Raw genomic sequence first — 17,097 nt, forward strand, 5'->3', positions numbered from 1 at the left:
ACCCCTTGCCGGGCGCCGCAGCGGCGAGGTCAGCCGGCGGGCTCTTCCGCGTCCGGCCACTGCACCTCTGCCAGGCGCTCCAGCGCCGGCCGCGCGAACAGATAGCCCTGGAACAGGTGAATGCCCAGCTCGCGCAGGGTCTGCAGTTCCCCGGCGGTTTCCACGCCCTCGGCCAGGGCCTGCACATGGAGGGCTTCGCACAGCCCCGCGATGCTGCGCACGATGGCCTGCCGCACCGGATCGCCGTCGATGCCGCGCACCAGGGCCATGTCGATCTTGAGCAGGTCGGGCTGGAAGTCGGCCAGCAGGTTGAGGCCGGAGTAGCCGGCGCCGAAGTCGTCGATGGCGGTCAGAAAGCCATGGCGGCGGTAGGCGCGCAGGATGTTCTGCAGATGCGCCTTGTCCAGCAGGTTTTCGCGCTCGGCGATCTCGAAGATGATGCGCTCGGTCGGAAAGCCGCAGCGCTGCGCGGCCCGCAGCGTGGTGCGGATGCAGGCCTCGGGCTGGTAGACCGCGTTGGGCAAAAAATTGATGCTGAGGCGGCAGGACATGCCCAGCGATGCCGCCAGTTCCACCGCCTTCACGCGGCAGGCCTGGTCGAAGGCATAGAGGTTCTGCTCGGTCACCTGGTCCAGGATGCTCTGGGCCGAACTGCCGTCCAGGCCGCGCACCAGCGCTTCGTAGGCGTACACGCTGCGGTCGCGCACATCGACGATCGGCTGGAAAGCCATCGTGAACTCGAAATCCAGCGCTTGGCCATCTTGGCAAGCGGTGCAGGCGGAAGTGGGGGAGGATGGCAACTTCATGGCGGCACGGGAGCGGTCGAACGCGTAGCTTACGCCCATTCGGCGCCCTCGCAATGCCCCTGCTCGACCGTAGGGCCGAGGGGATCGAACCTTTTCTCAAAAACGGTTTCAGGCTGCTGGGGCCCGATGCACCGCACCGGGCCCCGCCGCGCTCTTCGCTTCTTCTCCCCTCTCTCTCTCTCTCTCTCTTTGTGTCGGTTGTCGATTCGTTTCGGGTGGCGTCAGGCGACCACGTGCACCAGCTGCATCATTCCGAGGTCTTCATGGTCGAGCGCGTGGCAGTGCCACACGAACTGGCCGTGAAAGTCGGTGAACCGCATGCGGAAGGTGATGTTGCCCTTCGGTGGCACGGGCAGCGTGTCGGCCCAGTAGGGCTCGACCGCCTGGCCGTTGACACGGACCACATAGCTGTCGTTGACGTGGATGTGGAACGGGTGCGGATAGTCGTTCAGGTTCTGGATGGTCCACTCCTCCACCGCGCCCAATGCGACGGTCTGCGTGGCCGTGAGGGAAGACTGGAACGGCGACAGCCGGGCCTGCGGCGACGCATCGCCCGACGAGAACACCGTGTCTGCGAAGCCATCGACCCCGTCGGACAGCGGAATGAACCAGCCTTCGCCGGCCGGAATGGGCTGGGCCAGGCGATCGCTGGTCTTGGGCAGCACGGCAAGCACCAGGCTGCGCTGCTTGCCGCCGTGGCTGGCCAGCTCTTCGTCGGTGATGGGGGCGTGCTCGGCATAGCGCGGCAGGCGCGCAGGTTGGGGCAGCGGCGTGGACAGCGGTGTGCCCTCCACGACGATGCGCGCGACGATCTCTTCCTGTGCTTCGCTCGACGGCGCCCTGACCGACCGCAGGTAGTACGTGCCGGGCACGTCGCTCGCCTTCACCACGACCGAGTGGCGGTTGCCGGGGTACAGCGCATTGCCGGGCCAGTGCGCGTTGTCGAACTGATTTGCCGTAGCCGCGTTGATGGGCTTGAAGCGGCGGTTGAACACATTGCCGTCCTTGGCATAGGCCCACAGCGTGTGGCCGTCCAGCACGGGATTGAACGGGTAGAACGACGCCGTATTGATGAGGTGCCACTGCTGCACTTCGCCCGGCCGCATGATGATGGTCGGCTGGTAGGCGCCATTGAGCAGAAAGCCCGATGTGGGGGTACGGATGGAGTCGTAGAACGATTCTGTCTTGCCATCGCCGGTCAGGTTGACCTTGTGCACGTGGATCGCCCGCTCGCGAATGTCCGGCGTGTCGATGAAGGTGTCCTTGGGATCGTGGATGAGGATCGCACCGAACATGCCGCTGGACACCTGCACGTTGGACGAGCCGTGCAAATGGGGGTGGTACCAGTAGATGCCGTTGGTGTGGTCGGCGGGAATGGCCACCTCGTGCTGGCGGCTGGCGCCGGGCAGCACGCCGGCCTCGGCCATGTCCACCACATAGTCGCCGAACACGCCGGGCCGGATCTCGCGCGGATCGACGTGCAGGCCGTGGAAATGCAGGTTCGTGCTGTTCTGATGGTTGAGGTAGTCGAGCGACGACTGCCCCTTCACGTTCGCCGGCAGTTCATTGACCAGCCGGACGCGCAGCGTGTCGCCCGGCTGCAGGTGCAGCGTGGGCGCCATGTACTGGCCGTTGAAGCTGCGCAGCGCGGTCTGCACGGTTTTGGCGATGCCGGGATAGGCCGGCGGCTGCGAGTTCGCGATGCGCATCGGCTGCGATCCATAGCGCGCGAACAGGTCCAGGCTGAGCTGCCCGCCGGAGGACGATAGCGCCACCGGCTCGGGCAGCGTGTCTGCAGTGGGGCCTGCCGAACTGCCACCGCAGCCGGCCAGTGGTGCCATCACGGTGCCCAGCGAGAGGCCGAACATCCACTGCAGGCTGCCGCGCCGCGTGGGCTCCGTGGTCGATAAGGTATCGGTCATGGCGGCTTTCAAGCGAAGACGATGGGATGGGGCCGCGCCTGCACGGCGACAGACGGGAAGGCGCCGCAGGCGGACGAGCGGTTGTCGCCCCAGGCGAACAGGCCGGTGTCAGTGCGTGCCAGCACATGGCCCGTGCCTGCAGCCAGTTGCAAGACGCCGCGCAACCCTTGCACGCGCAGCGGCCTGGCCGAGAAAGCAGTGCTGTCTTGCGCCAACTGCCCCATGCCGTTCCACCCCCAGGCGAACACATCGCCCTGGCGAGAAAGCGCCACCGTGTAGAACATGCCCGCATCTACCTGCGCCACCGCGAAACCGGTGCGCACCCGGACGGGCCTGGCGAAGTAACGCGCGGCTCCATCGCCTGCCTGTCCGTATTGATTGGAGCCCCAAGCCCACAGACGGCCCTGCGCATCCACCGCGAAGCTGTGCGTGTCGCCAGCGGCAACCTGCACGGCGCGCGCGGGCAGCGCCACCCGCACCGGAACGGCGGACTCTTTCAGCCCGCCATTGCCCAGTTGCCCGGCCGCATTCGCTCCCCAGGCCCAGACCTGGCCTGCGCGGTCCAGCGCAAGCACATGGGCATGGCCTGCCGCCAGGTGCTCCACGGCGCCCAGGCCCTCGATGGCCTGCGGTCCGGACTCGCGCGATGCCACCACACGGCCCAGTTGTCCGTAAGCCGCCATGCCCCAGGACCACACCGTGCCATCGGCCTGCAGAGCGAACGCCGCGGCCTCCGTCTGCGCCACCCGAATGGCCGACGCGGGCACGCCCGAGACGCCCAGGCGGTCGGCACCGTGTTCCGGCGACACCACGGGCCGGCAGGCCACCACCGCACCGCCGGCGCGCACGGCCAGCGTGTGTGCATGGCCGTCATGCAGCGCAGTGAACGGCAGGCCCGGGTTCAGCCATTGAGGCTGCGGCTGGGCATAGCGGTTGTGGCCGATTTCCGTGGGGCTGGAGGTGCACAGGTCACCGGGATAGCCCGGCGGCAACTGCGCGCCGAGGCGCTTGACGCCACCCCAGCCGTAGGCCGCACCGTCGGAGGCCAGCGCGATCGACCGGTCGCGCCCGGCGCTGAGGGTGACGAATTTCATGGGCGGCGCCCTTCGCTGCCAATTTGCAATCGCGGATCGAAAGCGCTGTCGATGGAATGCATGGCTTGTCTTTCGGCACGGCCGGTCCATTGATGGAGCGCATGGTTTTTTATGCGCAGCAAACGGTGATGACTCGACCGTTGCACCCATGAATCGTGACGCGTCGCCCCGTGCGTATCAACCGGGAAGGATCATGGTTGTTGCACGTGGCTTCGGCCAGTTGTGGTTCGATGCGAGGGATATGAGACGCGCCGCCGTGTATCGCTACCGCCCCTGAGACGGCGGGCCGATTCGAAGCCCCAGCTTGGTGCTGGGGTTTTTATTCGCGGCTGTCGTGCCTGCACTACATTTCGTGTGGAAACACACAGAAAGCAACAGACCATCGAAGGGAATTCATGGCCAACGAGGTCCGCCTGTCTCCGGTTCCCGGCCAGCGCCGCCACAGCGCGCTCGGCAGCCTGCAAGCCTCCGGCACCCTGTTGGATGTGGCCACGGACGCCATCCCACGGCGCGAACGGCTGGATTTCTGGCGTGAATCGGTGCTCAGCCGCATGCGGCCTGTGTCCGCGGCATCGGACGGGGCGGCGTTCGGCGGGCGGTTGCGGCGCATCGCGGGCAACGGGGCCGATCTGGTCGAGCACGCCAGCGAAGCCATGCATGCCGTGCGCACCGAAGCGATGTGCCGGCAGGACGGCACGGACGACTTCGCCTTGTCGCTGATGGCCGAGTGCGACTGGGCCACGCAAGACAACCACGGAACCCAGAAGATTTCGGCCGGAATGCTCTACCTGGTGGACTATGCGCGGCCGGTGGAGGTCCGCCGCTCACGACATCGGGACCTGTCCATCATCCTGTCGCGCAAGACCGTCCATGACGCCCTGGGCACGGGGTTCGTCCTGCCACAGCAACTGCCGCAGCGTCCCGGCCTGGGCAGCGTGCTCCAAACGATGATGGCCGCCACATGGCGCGAGGCGCCACGCATGGGCACCGGCGAACGCGCCGTGGCCATCAAGGCCTGCGCCGACATGGCGCTGGCCCTGCTGCAGACATCGCAGGGCGTCGGCATCGAACCGGACGCGGGCCGGTTCGACGACAGCCTGCACCATGCTGCCTGGGGGCTCATCCGGCGCCATTGCGGCGACCGGGATTTCGGCGCCGACCAACTCGCCGTCCTGCTGGAGTGCTCGCGCGCCTCGCTGTACCGCCTTTTCGCGCGCCACGGCGAGGGCGTGGCCGCCGCGATCTGGACGGCCCGGCTGGATGCGGCCTGGCAGCAGGTGACGGCGAATGAGGGTACGGGGCCCGCCGCGGCCCGGGCCAGCCTGTCGGAAATCGCGCTGCGCTGCGGGTTTTCCGACCCATCGACCTTTCAGCGGATGTTCAAGCGCCGCTTCGGTCTCAGCCCGCGGGAGGCACGCGCCCAAGGGCGATGAGCGGCCGGCCGGCGGCCATGCCGGCACCTTGGGGGACAATCGCCGGGTGTCCATCCCCCAGTCGTTCATCCAGGAATTGCTCGCCCGCGTCGATGTGGTCGACATCGTCGGCCGCTACGTGCAGCTCAAGAAGGGCGGCGCCAACTTCATGGGGCTGTGCCCCTTCCACGGCGAAAAGTCGCCCTCGTTCAGCGTCAGTCCGTCCAAACAGTTCTATCACTGCTTCGGCTGCGGCAAGAACGGCAACGCGATCGGCTTCCTCATGGACCACGCGGGCATGGGCTTCGTGGAAGCGGTTCAGGACCTGGCCCAGCAGGTGGGCCTGCAAGTGCCGCAAGACGATGTGTCTCCCCAGGAGCGCGAGCGCGCCGCCGCCCAGCGCCAAAAACAGGCCACGCTGACGGATGTGCTCGAAAAAGCGGGGGAGTCGTTTCGCAAGCACCTCAAGGATTCGCCACGGGCCGTGGGCTACTTCAAGGGACGCGGCGTCTCCGGCACGGTGGCCAAGCGCTACGGGCTGGGCTATGCGCCCGAAGGCTGGCGCAACCTGGCCAGCGTGTTCCCCGAATACGACAGCCCTTTGCTGGCCGAAAGCGGCCTGGTGATCGTCAACGAGGAAGACGGCAAGCGCTACGACCGTTTCCGGGACCGCGTGATGTTCCCGATCCGCAACGTGAAGGGCGAATGCATCGGTTTCGGCGGGCGCGTGCTGGGCGACGACAAGCCCAAGTACCTCAACTCCCCTGAAACCCCGGTTTTCCACAAGGGCCGCGAACTCTATGGCCTGTTCGAGGCGCGCACGGCCATCCGCGAGCACGGCTATGCCCTGGTCACCGAGGGCTACATGGACGTCGTCGCGCTGGCGCAGCTGGGGTTTCCCAACGCGGTGGCCACGCTGGGCACGGCCTGCACGGCCGACCATGTGCACAAGCTGTTTCGCTTCACCGACACCGTGGTGTTCAGCTTCGATGGCGACACTGCGGGCCGGCGCGCAGCGCGCAAGGCGCTCGACGGCGCCCTGCCCTATGCCAGCGACACGCGCAGCGTGAAGTTTTTGTTTTTGCCGGCAGAGCACGACCCCGACAGCTTCATCCGCGAGCACGGCACCGATGCCTTCGCGCGCCATGTGGGCGAAGCGCTGCCGCTCAGCCGCTTCCTGATCGAAGCCGCGCGGGAAAACTGCGACCTGGGCACCGCCGAGGGCCGGGCGCACATGGTGAGCAATGCCCGGCCGCTGTGGTCTGCCCTGCCCGATGGCGCGCTCAAGCGGCAGTTGCTGACCGAACTGGCCGAGCTGGGCCAATTGGGCGCAAGGGACCTGTCCGACTTGTGGAACCAGGCCGCCGCGCAGGACGCCAGCCGCCAGGGCGGCGGCGGAACGCACCGCGCTGCCGGCGGGGGCCAGGCGCCATCGGCCTACGCCGACGAGCCGCCGTGGGGCAACGCACCGCAGGACGCGGGCTGGGCGCCGGCCGGTGAACCGTCCACCGGCTATGGCTACACCGCCAAACCGTTTCGCAAGAACAACGGGGACTGGAAAGGCAAGGGCCGCTGGAACAAGGAAGACGAGCGCCCCATCCAGCCGCGGCTTCCGCGCACCCCGGCCGCAAGCCGCACGGACCACGCGGTGCGGCTTTTGCTGTCGCACATGGAGTTTCTGGAAGAGCTCGCGCATGAGGACCATGCCGTGCTGTGCGCCCAGCCGGCGCCGCACGGGCCGCTCTTCACCTGGCTGGAGGGCCAGTTGCACGAGCACGGCCCGCTGGCCTGGGCGGTGCTGCGCGAAAGCCTGCGCGGGCACGACTGCGAAACGCTGGCGGAACGGGTGATGACCGGCTCGCACGCGCAGACCGAGGGCGACGTGCAAGAGCTGCGTGCGGAGCTGCGCGACCTGCTCGACCGCATGCTCATCGAAGAACTCAAGCGCCAGCAGAACGAACTCATCCTTCTTGCCGCGCGCGACCCGGCGGCGCTGGCGCAGTACCAGGCGCTGGAGCAGCGGCTCAAGGCTTTGCGCGGAATTTCGCTCAAACCGGCTTGAAATCCGGCACGCCGCTATAATGTAGGGTTCATCGGCAAGAGCGACAGCAGCACCTCCGGGCCGGGCAACAGTGACACACACGCACGACCGCCCTTCACACCGCAAGGACTGCACACCAAATGTTCGCCCACACATCTTGCCCCTGAGGGTCGCTCCCTCGAACCGCGAAGGCTCCGGCCTTTGCCGTGCCACCCGCGCCGGGAACCATGGCGCTTGCGTTTTCTTTGTGTCCGTTTTTGATCCCGAGGTGCCCATGCCTGCTCAAAAGTCCGCGAAGTCGCCCAAGTCCGCCCCAGGCACCGCCGCCAAGGCCGCTTCCAAACCTGCTGCCAAAGCCGCAGCGACCGAGCCAAAGAAGGCTCTGGCCGCCGCTGCTCCAGCCGCCAAGAAAGTCAACACCGTGCCCGTGAACAAGTCCTCTGACAAGGCCGAAGCCTCCGAAGAACTCAAGAAGCCCGCCCGCGCCAAGGCCGCAGCGGCCCCCGCCGACGACGATGCGCCCAAAAAGCGCCCTGGCCGCCCAGCCAAGGCTGCTGGCGCCGCTGCCGACAAGACGCCCGCCAAGCGCGGCCGCAAACCCAAGGCTGGCGCAGACGATGACGCGGCAGGCGACGATGCCGACCTGTCGGACATCGAAGCCGACCTCGAAGGCGAACCCGAAGCCGAAGCGGCGACCCCTGCCGCGGCCACGGTCGAGAAGGTCAAGCCCCTGCGCATGAAGATCAGCAAGGCGAAAGAACGCGCCTTGATGAAGGAGTTCGGCCTCGACGAGACCGTGCTGTCCGAGGAAGACCTGGCCAAGCGCCGCTCGCGCCTCAAGACCCTGATCACGCTGGGCAAGACGCGCGGCTACCTGACGCAGGTCGAAATCTCCGATCACTTGCCCGACAAGCTGGTCGATGCCGAGACGATGGAAGTCGTCGTCACGATGCTCAACGACATGGGTGTGGCCGTGTACGAGCAGACGCCCGACGCCGAAACGCTCTTCCAGAACAACGTGACGCCCACCGCGGCGACCGTCGAAGAAGCCGAGGAAGAAGCCGAAGCCGCCCTCTCCACCGTGGACAGCGAATTCGGCCGCACGACCGACCCGGTCCGCATGTACATGCGCGAAATGGGCACGGTCGAGCTGCTGACCCGCGAAGGCGAAATCGAAATCGCCAAGCGCATCGAAGGCGGTCTGCAGGCCATGATGGAGGCGATCAGCGCATCGCCCGCCACCATCGCCGAGATCCTGAACATGGGCGAAGAGATTCGCGAAGGCAAGGTGGTCATCTCCACCATCGTGGACGGGTTCTCCAACCCCAACGAAGCCGATGACTATGTGGCCGAAGAAGACTTCGACGAATTCGACGAAGAAGACGACGACGACGGCAAGGGCGGCTCCAAGGCGCTGACCAAGAAGCTGGAAGAGCTCAAGCGCGAAGCCCTGTCCCGCTTCGACACCATGCGCGACCTGTTCGAGAAGGTCCACAAGATCTACGACAAGGAAGGCTACGGCACGCCCGCGTACATGAAGGCCCAGCAGGCCCTGTCGGCCGAGCTGATGACCATCCGCTTCACCGCCAAGACCATCGAAAAGCTGTGCGACATGGTGCGCGGCCAGGTGGACGACGTGCGCAAGAAAGAGCGCGAACTGCGCCGCATCATCGTGGACAAGTGCGGCATGCCGCAGGAAATCTTCATCAAGGAATTCCCGCCGAACCTGCTGAACCTGAAGTGGGTGGAAAAGCAGGCTGCCTCCGGCAAGCCGTGGAGCACCGTGCTGCAGCGCAACATTCCGCCCGTGCAGGAACTGCAGCAGCGCCTGATGGACCTGCAAGCGCGCGTGGTGGTGCCGCTGCCTCAGCTCAAGGACATCAACAAGCGCATGAACGAGGGCGAATCGTCCTCGCGCGATGCCAAGAAGGAAATGATCGAGGCCAACCTGCGCCTCGTGATCTCCATCGCCAAGAAGTACACGAACCGCGGCCTGCAGTTCCTGGATCTGATCCAGGAAGGCAACATCGGCCTGATGAAGGCCGTGGACAAGTTCGAATACCGTCGCGGCTACAAATTCTCGACGTACGCCACGTGGTGGATTCGCCAGGCCATCACGCGCTCGATCGCCGATCAGGCACGCACCATCCGTATCCCGGTGCACATGATCGAGACGATCAACAAGATGAACCGCATCAGCCGCCAGCATTTGCAGGAGTTCGGCTTTGAGCCCGATGCGTCCATCCTGGCGGCCAAGATGGAGATTCCGGAAGACAAGATCCGCAAGATCATGAAGATCGCCAAGGAGCCGATCTCCATGGAAACGCCGATCGGCGACGATGACGACAGCCACCTGGGCGACTTCATCGAAGACGGCGCCAACACCGCCCCGATCGACGCCGCCATGCAGGCCGGCCTGCGCGATGTGGTGAAGGACATCCTGGACGGCCTGACGCCGCGCGAAGCCAAGGTGCTGCGCATGCGCTTCGGCATCGAGATGTCCACCGACCACACGCTGGAAGAAGTCGGCAAGCAGTTCGACGTGACCCGCGAGCGCATTCGCCAAATAGAAGCCAAGGCGCTGCGCAAGCTCAAGCACCCGAGCCGTTCCGACAAGCTGCGCAGCTTCATCGACTCGCTGTAATCAGCCCGGCCCTTGCGGCCGACGCTGTCAGAAAGCCTGCCTCCGCATGACGTGGAGGCAGGCTTTTTTCATGGCTGGACGTTTTCTCGAAAGCACCCCCGGGGCCGCGCCGGAAAGAGCCCCACCACCCGCCGAAAGATGGCGGGCCGCCACATTCGGCGTTTGGCCATACAGATGAGATTGGCGCGCGTTGCTTTCCAAAAGTTCCCTTTTGGTTTAAAACCTTGAAACATAAGTTTACGAATGACGTTGCACTGCAGCAAGTTTCCACGCAGATGGAACGACGGGGAAGGTAGAAGCCGAAGCGGCTGACCCATGGAGCGAACCGCAAGCGGCCACCAGACGAAGTGGAGCGCGCACCACTGACAGCCCGTCAAAAAGCGGCTTGCTATTTTTTCCTGCTGCCCAGAAAGAAAGAGCCACTTCCATGACCCACCGTTTTTTTGGAAACCTCCGCATCGGCCCTCGCATCACGCTGGCGTTTCTGGCGACGATCGTGCTGCTGATGTTGGTGTCCGGTATCGCCATGTCGTCGCTCAGCAACGTCAACCGGGCCTTGACGTTGGTGACCAAGGACTATTACGCCAAGGTGCGATTGCTCAACGAAATCTCCGACGAGGTCGATCAACAAGCCCGCTACGTGCGCAATCTGGTGATCTTCGACAACGCCGAGCAGCGTGCCCAGGAGATAAAAAGCATCGAAGGCAGCCGCGAGCTCATTAACAGCAAGTACGCGACGCTGACCCCCACCGTGCAAAGCGACACCGGCAAGAAGCTGCTGGCAGACACCCTGGAACAGCGCGTCGTCTATCGGAAAGACATCGACGCGTTTTTAAGCCTGGTGCGCGCCAACCAGACGGACGAAGCGAAGGCCCTGCTGGCCAACACACTGCGACGCAATCAGCTGGCGTACATGGCGACGCTGGACAAGTTGTCCGAAAGCCAACAGGCCCTGATGGACAAGGCCAGCGACGGTGCGGACCACCAGGTGAAATCAGGCTTTGAGCTGATCATCGGCATCACCTGCGTGGCGGTGGCGGTGGCAGCGGTGCTGGGCTGGCTGATCACCCGCTCCATCACCCGGCCGATCGGGCGCGCGGTGCAGATCGCCGAAACCGTGGCGGCCGGCGACCTGACGTCGAGCATCGAAGTGAACGGCAAGGACGAGGTGGGCCAACTGCTGAATGCCCTGCAGCGCATGAATGCCAGCCTGGTGCAGATCGTGGGCAACGTGCGCACGAGCGCCGACTCCATCGCCACTGGCTCGGTGCAGATCGCCAACGGCAATTCCGACCTCAGCCAGCGCACCGAAGAGCAGGCCAGCAACCTGGAAGAGACGGCGGCGTCGATGGAAGAGCTGACCTCCACCGTGCAGCAGAACGCCGACTCCGCACGGCGCGCCCACCAGTTGGCCTCGGGCGCGTCGTCCGTGGCGACGCAGGGCGGTACGGTGGTGGGCAACGTGGTGTCCACCATGCAGGACATTCAGCAGAACTCCGGCCGCATGGCGGAGATCATCGGGGTGATCGACGGCATCGCGTTCCAGACCAACATCCTCGCGCTCAATGCCGCGGTCGAAGCGGCCCGTGCCGGCGAGCAGGGACGGGGCTTTGCCGTGGTGGCCAGCGAAGTGCGTTCGCTGGCGGGGCGCTCGGCAGAGGCGGCCAAGGAGATCAAAGCCATGATCGAAGCCAGCGTTTCGCGCGTGAGCACGGGCGCAGACCTCGTGGCCCAGGCGGGCCGCACGATGGACGATGTGGTGGCGCAGGTCACGCAGGTGTCCACGCTGCTGTCGGAGATCAGTTCGGCCAGCGCCGAACAGTCCAGCGGCATCAACCAGGTGGGCGACGCCGTTCAACAACTGGACCAGGTCACGCAGCAGAACGCCGCACTGGTGGAAGAAAGCGCCGCCGCGGCCGACAGCCTCAAGTTCCAGGCGGAGTCGCTGTCGCGCATGGTCGCGCAGTTCCGGCTGCCGGGGGACTCCGGCACCAGCGCACCGGTCACGCAAGCCGGCAAATCGGGAGCGGGAGCGCTGCCACCACCGTCACGGCGCCTGATCGCTTCGTCAGCCACGTACTGAACCACGGAGGATGCCGGCACCGCGCAGTGCGGTATGCCTTGTGCATCAAAATGCCATCCAGCGCTTATTCAACAAGCGCTGGACGCTCATTTATTGATATCAAACCCTCGTCGCCCCGCTTCAAGAAGCCAGCGCACGCATTTCCGCGATCAGGTCAGATTTGCCTTCGAACCCGATGCCCGGCAGCGGCGGCAGCGTGACGTAGCCGTTCTCCACTTTCACCCCGTCGGGGAAGCCGCCATAGGGCTGGAACAGGTCCGGATAGCTTTCGTTGCCGCCCAGGCCCAGGCCGGCCGCGATGGCCAGCGACATCTGGTGGCCGCCGTGCGGGATGCAGCGGCTGGGTGACCAGCCGTGGTCCTTGAGCATGCCGAGCGTGCGCAGGTATTCGACCAGGCCGTAGCTCAAAGCGCAGTCGAACTGCAGCCAGTCGCGGTCCTTGTGCATGCCGCCGTGGCGGATGAGGTTGCGCGCGTCCTGCATCGAAAACAGGTTTTCGCCCGTGGCCATCGGGCCCTGGTACACCTCGCCCAGCCGGGCCTGCAGTTCGTAGTCGAGCGGATCGCCCGCTTCCTCGTACCAAAACAGCGGGTACTGCGACAGCGCCCGGCCATAGTCGATGGCGGTCTTCAGATCGAAGCGGCCGTTGGCGTCCACCGCCAGTTGCTGGCCCGGGCCGAGGATCTTGAGCACCGATTCGATGCGCTCGCAGTCGTCGGCCAACGACGCGCCGCCGATCTTCATCTTGACCACCGAGTAGCCCCGCGCGAGGTAGATTTCCATCTCCTTGCGCAGGCCATCCAGGCCCTTGCCGGGGTAGTAGTAGCCGCCCGCGGCATACACGAACACGCGCGGGTTGGGCGTGCCGTTGCCGTAGCGCTCAGCCAGCAGCTGGTAAAGCGGCTTGCCCGCGATCTTGGCCACGGCGTCCCACACGGCCATGTCGATGGTGCCCACGGCCACCGAGCGCTCGCCATGGCCGCCGGGCTTCTCGTTGATCATCATGCGGGCCCAGACCTTGTGCGGGTCGAGGTTCTCGCCGGTGTCATCCACCAGCGTGGCGGGGTCGGCTTCGAGCACGCGCGGGATGAAGCGGTCGCGCATCAGCGCGCCCTGGCCGTAGCGGCCGTTGGAGTTGAAGCCGTAGCCGATGACGGGCCTGCCATCGCGGACCACGTCGGTGACCACCGCCACCAGGCTCAGGGTCATCTTCGAGAAATCGATGTAGGCGTTGCGGATGTCCGACTTGATCGGGCGGGTGGATTCGACGATATCGACGATTTTCATGAAGGGCTCTTGCGAAGGAGTGGAAGGAAAAAAAGGCTCAGCGCGGCAGCGACGAACCGCCGCAGATGGCGATGTCCTGCCCCGTGATGGCCGCCGCCGAGGGCGACAGCAGGTAGCCCACCAGCGCGGCGATTTCTGCGGGCTCGATGAGGCGGCCGATGGGCGGCAGGCGCGGTGCGCTGCCAGCGCGGGCCGGGTCGTTCAGCATGCCGGTCGCCGTGGCGGCGGGCGAGACGACGTTCACCGTCACGCCCTGCCCCGCCACCTCGGCCGCCCAACTGCGGGCGAGCGCGATCAGCGCCGCCTTGGTGGCGGCGTACTGGCCGCGCCCCGGCATGCCCTGCGCCACCCGGCTGCCGATGAACACCACCCGGCCCTGCCCGCGCGCGGCCATGGCGGGCACGATGGCATCGGCCAGGCGCGTGGCGGCATCGACATGCAGGCGCCACATCAGCTCGCCGCCCGCGTGGTCCAGCTGGCCCAGCGGGCCCACGCGCAGCACGCCGGCCGCATGCACCAGGGCATCGACCGCGGGCAGCATCGCGGCGGCGCGGGCGATGTCCGCACCGTCGGCCAGGTCCACCGGCAAGGGCGTAAAACCCGCCTGCACGATGGCCGGCTGGGCCACGTCCAGCCCGCTCACCTGCCAGCCGGCCGCCAGCAGCGATTCGGCGATGGCCCGGCCGATGCCGCTGCTGCTGCCGGTCACCACGGCATGCCCGAGCGGCGCGGGCGCCGCGTCATTCCGCACGGATGTTGCCCTCGGTCACGATCTTCTGGGAGCGCTCCATGTCGGCGCGCTGGAACTTGGCGAAGTCTTCCACGCTGCCCGGCGTGACGAGCAGGCCCTGGTCCTTGAGCTTCTGGCTCATGTCGCCGGCGAGGGCCTTGTTCACCTCGGCATTGAGGCGCTGCACCAGCGCGGGCGGCGTCTTGGCCGGAGCCCACAGGCCATACCAGCTGTAGAACTCGAAGCCGGGAATGGTCTCGGCCACGGTGGGCACGTCCGGCAGGTTGGGCACGCGCTGGGCCGAGGTGACCGCCACCACCTTCAGCATGCCGCTCTTGTGGTACTGCAGCGAGCCGAGGATGGGGTCGATGAAGCCGTCGATCTGCCCGCCGATCAGGTCCTGAAAGGCCGGCGCCGTGCCTTTGTACGGCACGACGAGGTAGTCGATCTTGCCCGCCCGCTTGAGCAGTTCGGTCGACAGATGCCCGGCGGAACCGATCGAGCCCACAGCGAAAGTCATCTTGCCGGGACGGGCCTGGGCATACGACAGCAGCGACTTGATGTCGGTCACCGGCAGGTCTTTGTTGATCGCCACCGACAGCGGCGCCTTGGCCACCAGCGCCACGGGCAGGAAGTCCTGCGTGACGTTGTAGGGCACCGATTTGAGCGTCATCGGCGCGGTGGTGAACGTCGAGGCGCTGAACAGCAGCGTGTAGCCGTCCGCCGCCGCCTTGGACACCGTGTCGCCACCGATCACGCCGCTGCCGCCGGGCTTGTTGTCGATCACGAAGGTCTGCCCCATCTGCTCGCCGAGCTTTTGCGCCAGCATGCGACCGACCGCATCGAGCGTGCCGCCGGGCGGGAACGGAATCACCACGCGCACCGGCTTGGCAGGATAGGTCTGCGCGAAGCCGCTGGCGGCCGCGGCGAGCGCGGCGGCGCCGAGCATGGCGCGAAGGAAGGTCTGGCGTTGCATGGCTTGTCTCCTGTCGTTATGGATTTTTTTGGGTCAGCGCTGCAGCAGTCCGGCCTGCTTGACTGCGGCGCGCAGCGCCTCGACCTCGTGCGCGTTGGGCGCCTCGGTGGGCGGGCGCACGGTGGCGTCGTCGATCACGCCGGCCAGGTACATGCCGCCCTTCATGCGCGCGTGGGCCTCGCCGGTGGGCTCGCCGCCGCCGTACACCGCATCCTTGAGCGGGGTGATGACGGCTTGCACGGCCATCGCCTTCTTCAGGTCGCCGGCCTTCACGGCGTTCCACAGGTCGATGATGAGTTGAGGAATGAAGGTGGCGAAGCCCACCAGCGCTCCATCGACGCCCTGCACCATCGAGGCCAGCAGGTACTCGTCGTGGCAGGTCAGGATGGCCTTGGTGGGGTCGGCCTCGCGGATCGCCTGAATGTCGCGGGCGTACTTGTTCATGTCGCGCTGGCCCACCTTGAAGGCCTGCAGGTACGGCAGCCTGGCGAGTTCGGCCAGCAGTTGCGACGAGTACGAAGCCCGCGTCCAGGCCGGGTACACGTGACACACCAGATCCAGGCCCGGCGCGGCCTTGTGAATGGCCCCGAAATACTGCAGCGCATGGCCGGGCGTGAAGCCGAAGCGCAGCCAGTGGTGGGGCGGCATCACATCCAGCGCCACGGCGCCGGCGGCCTGTGCGGCACGGGCATGCTCGGCGGCTTCGGCGAGGCCCTCGCACACGATGGAGGAGATGACGGGCGTGCGCCCTTTCAGTTCGTCAGCCACGATGCGCGTGACCTCGGCGCGCTCCGCGGGGGTGAGGGAAAACACTTCGCCCGTGTGCCCGTTGGTCATGATGGCCACCACGCCCTCATGGCCCGCCAGCCAGGACGCGAGCTTGCGCAAGGCAGGCTCGTCGATGCGGTGGTCGGGGGTGAACGGGCACGAGATGGCGGGGATGATCCCGCGATAATTCGCGATGGCAGACATGCAGAGTCTCCGTGATGGAATAAGAAGTTGGCCGATGAACAACGGAGCGGATCATCAAACGGCCTGCACCGCTGCGTCCAATACCCGAATCGCATACATCTATCTGCACGGAACAAGAACCCCATGGGACCTGGCAACCGCCCCCTCGATCTGGAGTGGCTGGAAGACTTTCTGGCGTTGGCCGAGTGCGGCAATTTTTCGCGGGCGGCCGAGGCCCGCGCCATTGCCCAGCCCGCGTTCAGCCGCCACATCCGCGCGCTGGAGGAATGGGTGGGCGTGGAGCTGTTCGACCGCAGCGCCCACCCGGCGGCGCTCACGCCGGCGGGGCTGCGCTTTCTGCCGCTGATGGAAACGCTGCTCGCCAACCTGGAGGCCGCGCGCATCAAGGCGCGGGCCGCGCACGACACCGCGGCGGCCAGCCTGCGCTTCGCGGCCACGCACGTCCTCTCGCTCACCTTCTTTCCGCGCTGGCTGGGCGACCTGGAAGCGCAGCTGCGCCTGGGGCCGATCCAGACCATGTCGGACAGCTCGCGCGCCTGCGAGGATCTGGCCCTGCAACGGCGCGTGCAGTTCGTGCTGTGCCACGGGCATGCCGAGGTGCCCGGCCGGCTGGACGATGCCCAGTACCCCATGCTGCGCCTGTCGGACGACGTGCTGCAGCCTGTGAGCGGCGCCGGCCCGGAGGGTCAGCCCTTGCACGCCATCGGGCAGGGCGGCGCGCCCCTGCCCTTGCTCGCCTACAGCGACGCCTCGGGCCTGGGGCGGATCATGCGGGCGCGAAAGCGGGGCCTGCACGGGGACGGTGGGGAATCCGCCGTGCCGGGCGGCGTGGCCGTGGTGTTCACCGCGCACCATGCGGTGCTGCTCAAGACCATGGCGCTGGAGGGTCGCGGCGTGGCCTGGCTGCCGCGCAGCCTGATCGCCGACGAACTGCGGGCGGGCACGCTGGTGGCCGCCGGTGATGCCGCGTGGGACGTTCCGGTGGAGATCCGCCTGTACCGCCAGCGCGCCGAAATGTCGCCGGTGGCCGAGTCGCTGTGGGCGCTGGCCGGCGGCCAGCCGATTCAAGCCGAATAAGCTCCCTGCCGCCGTATTCATTGCCTTGATTGCTATTAATTCAATAGCATTCG

At 66.5% G+C, this 17,097-nt stretch carries 12 protein-coding genes; 5 read left to right on the top strand and 7 right to left on the bottom strand.

Annotated features, from left to right (window positions below; translation table 11 throughout):
• Positions 1-29: 29 nt before the first annotated feature.
• The 3 genes from BLT03_RS13535 to BLT03_RS13545 form a co-directional block, all read right to left on the bottom strand.
• A complete protein-coding gene (locus BLT03_RS13535; protein WP_092744444.1) occupies positions 30-806 on the bottom strand; it encodes an EAL domain-containing protein in 777 nt (258 codons plus the stop codon).
• 221 nt (positions 807-1,027) lie between these two features.
• Positions 1,028-2,728 (bottom strand): multicopper oxidase family protein, encoded by a 1,701-nt coding sequence (locus tag BLT03_RS13540; RefSeq protein WP_245711386.1) that lies wholly within the window; start codon positions 2,726-2,728, stop codon positions 1,028-1,030.
• A gap of 8 nt (positions 2,729-2,736) precedes the next feature.
• Positions 2,737-3,822, bottom strand: coding sequence for an RCC1 domain-containing protein (locus BLT03_RS13545; protein ID WP_175537755.1), 1,086 nt, complete (start codon positions 3,820-3,822; stop codon positions 2,737-2,739).
• Between the two features lie 1,025 nt (positions 3,823-4,847).
• On the opposite strand from BLT03_RS13545, the gene BLT03_RS25155 reads away from it, so the two are divergent.
• The 4 genes from BLT03_RS25155 (at position 4,848) to BLT03_RS13565 (ending at position 12,002) form a co-directional block, all read left to right on the top strand.
• Positions 4,848-5,255 carry a helix-turn-helix domain-containing protein gene (locus tag BLT03_RS25155; protein ID WP_434802404.1) on the top strand — a complete coding sequence of 136 codons (408 nt, stop codon included), beginning with the start codon at positions 4,848-4,850 and terminating at the stop codon, positions 5,253-5,255.
• Positions 5,256-5,301: 46 nt separating this feature from the next.
• Positions 5,302-7,296, top strand: a complete 1,995-nt coding sequence (gene dnaG / locus BLT03_RS13555) for a DNA primase (protein ID WP_092744300.1) — start codon at positions 5,302-5,304, stop codon at positions 7,294-7,296.
• 253 nt (positions 7,297-7,549) lie between these two features.
• Positions 7,550-9,919, top strand: coding sequence for an RNA polymerase sigma factor RpoD (gene rpoD / locus BLT03_RS13560; RefSeq protein WP_092744301.1), 2,370 nt, complete (start codon positions 7,550-7,552; stop codon positions 9,917-9,919).
• Positions 9,920-10,346: 427 nt separating this feature from the next.
• Complete coding sequence (locus BLT03_RS13565; protein ID WP_092744302.1) at positions 10,347-12,002, top strand: methyl-accepting chemotaxis protein; 1,656 nt, start codon at positions 10,347-10,349, stop codon at positions 12,000-12,002.
• 120 nt (positions 12,003-12,122) lie between these two features.
• Here BLT03_RS13565 and BLT03_RS13570 read toward each other — a convergent pair whose 3' ends face one another.
• Genes BLT03_RS13570 through BLT03_RS13585 form a run of 4 tightly spaced genes read right to left on the bottom strand, consistent with a single transcriptional unit; the run spans position 12,123 to position 15,967 of the window.
• On the bottom strand, positions 12,123-13,289 hold the full coding sequence (locus BLT03_RS13570; protein WP_092744303.1) for a mandelate racemase/muconate lactonizing enzyme family protein: 1,167 nt from the start codon (positions 13,287-13,289) through the stop codon (positions 12,123-12,125).
• 37 nt (positions 13,290-13,326) lie between these two features.
• A complete protein-coding gene (locus BLT03_RS13575; protein ID WP_092744304.1) occupies positions 13,327-14,040 on the bottom strand; it encodes an SDR family NAD(P)-dependent oxidoreductase in 714 nt (237 codons plus the stop codon).
• A complete protein-coding gene (locus tag BLT03_RS13580; RefSeq protein WP_092744305.1) occupies positions 14,030-14,995 on the bottom strand; it encodes a Bug family tripartite tricarboxylate transporter substrate binding protein in 966 nt (321 codons plus the stop codon). Before BLT03_RS13580 ends, BLT03_RS13575 begins: the two co-directional genes overlap by 11 nt.
• A 33-nt stretch (positions 14,996-15,028) precedes the next feature.
• Positions 15,029-15,967 carry a dihydrodipicolinate synthase family protein gene (locus tag BLT03_RS13585; RefSeq protein WP_092744306.1) on the bottom strand — a complete coding sequence of 313 codons (939 nt, stop codon included), beginning with the start codon at positions 15,965-15,967 and terminating at the stop codon, positions 15,029-15,031.
• Positions 15,968-16,090: 123 nt separating this feature from the next.
• Here BLT03_RS13585 and BLT03_RS13590 point away from each other — a divergent pair, with 123 nt between their 5' ends.
• Complete coding sequence (locus BLT03_RS13590; RefSeq protein ID WP_092744307.1) at positions 16,091-17,044, top strand: LysR family transcriptional regulator; 954 nt, start codon at positions 16,091-16,093, stop codon at positions 17,042-17,044.
• The last annotated feature ends 53 nt before the right edge of the window (positions 17,045-17,097 follow it).

It is taken from the genome of Paracidovorax valerianellae (assembly GCF_900102625.1).
GTDB classification, from domain to species: domain Bacteria; phylum Pseudomonadota; class Gammaproteobacteria; order Burkholderiales; family Burkholderiaceae_C; genus Paracidovorax; species Paracidovorax valerianellae.

Coding starts and splice junctions, on each gene's coding strand:
- BLT03_RS13535 (WP_092744444.1), bottom strand. CDS start 806: ATGAAGTTGCCATCCTCCCCCACTTCCGCCTGCACCGCTTGCCAAGAT.
- BLT03_RS13540 (WP_245711386.1), bottom strand. CDS start 2,728: ATGACCGATACCTTATCGACCACGGAGCCCACGCGGCGCGGCAGCCTG.
- BLT03_RS13545 (WP_175537755.1), bottom strand. CDS start 3,822: ATGAAATTCGTCACCCTCAGCGCCGGGCGCGACCGGTCGATCGCGCTG.
- BLT03_RS25155 (WP_434802404.1), top strand. CDS start 4,848: ATGGCGCTGGCCCTGCTGCAGACATCGCAGGGCGTCGGCATCGAACCG.
- rpoD (WP_092744301.1), top strand. CDS start 7,550: ATGCCTGCTCAAAAGTCCGCGAAGTCGCCCAAGTCCGCCCCAGGCACC.
- BLT03_RS13565 (WP_092744302.1), top strand. CDS start 10,347: ATGACCCACCGTTTTTTTGGAAACCTCCGCATCGGCCCTCGCATCACG.
- BLT03_RS13570 (WP_092744303.1), bottom strand. CDS start 13,289: ATGAAAATCGTCGATATCGTCGAATCCACCCGCCCGATCAAGTCGGAC.
- BLT03_RS13580 (WP_092744305.1), bottom strand. CDS start 14,995: ATGCAACGCCAGACCTTCCTTCGCGCCATGCTCGGCGCCGCCGCGCTC.
- BLT03_RS13585 (WP_092744306.1), bottom strand. CDS start 15,967: ATGTCTGCCATCGCGAATTATCGCGGGATCATCCCCGCCATCTCGTGC.
- BLT03_RS13590 (WP_092744307.1), top strand. CDS start 16,091: ATGGGACCTGGCAACCGCCCCCTCGATCTGGAGTGGCTGGAAGACTTT.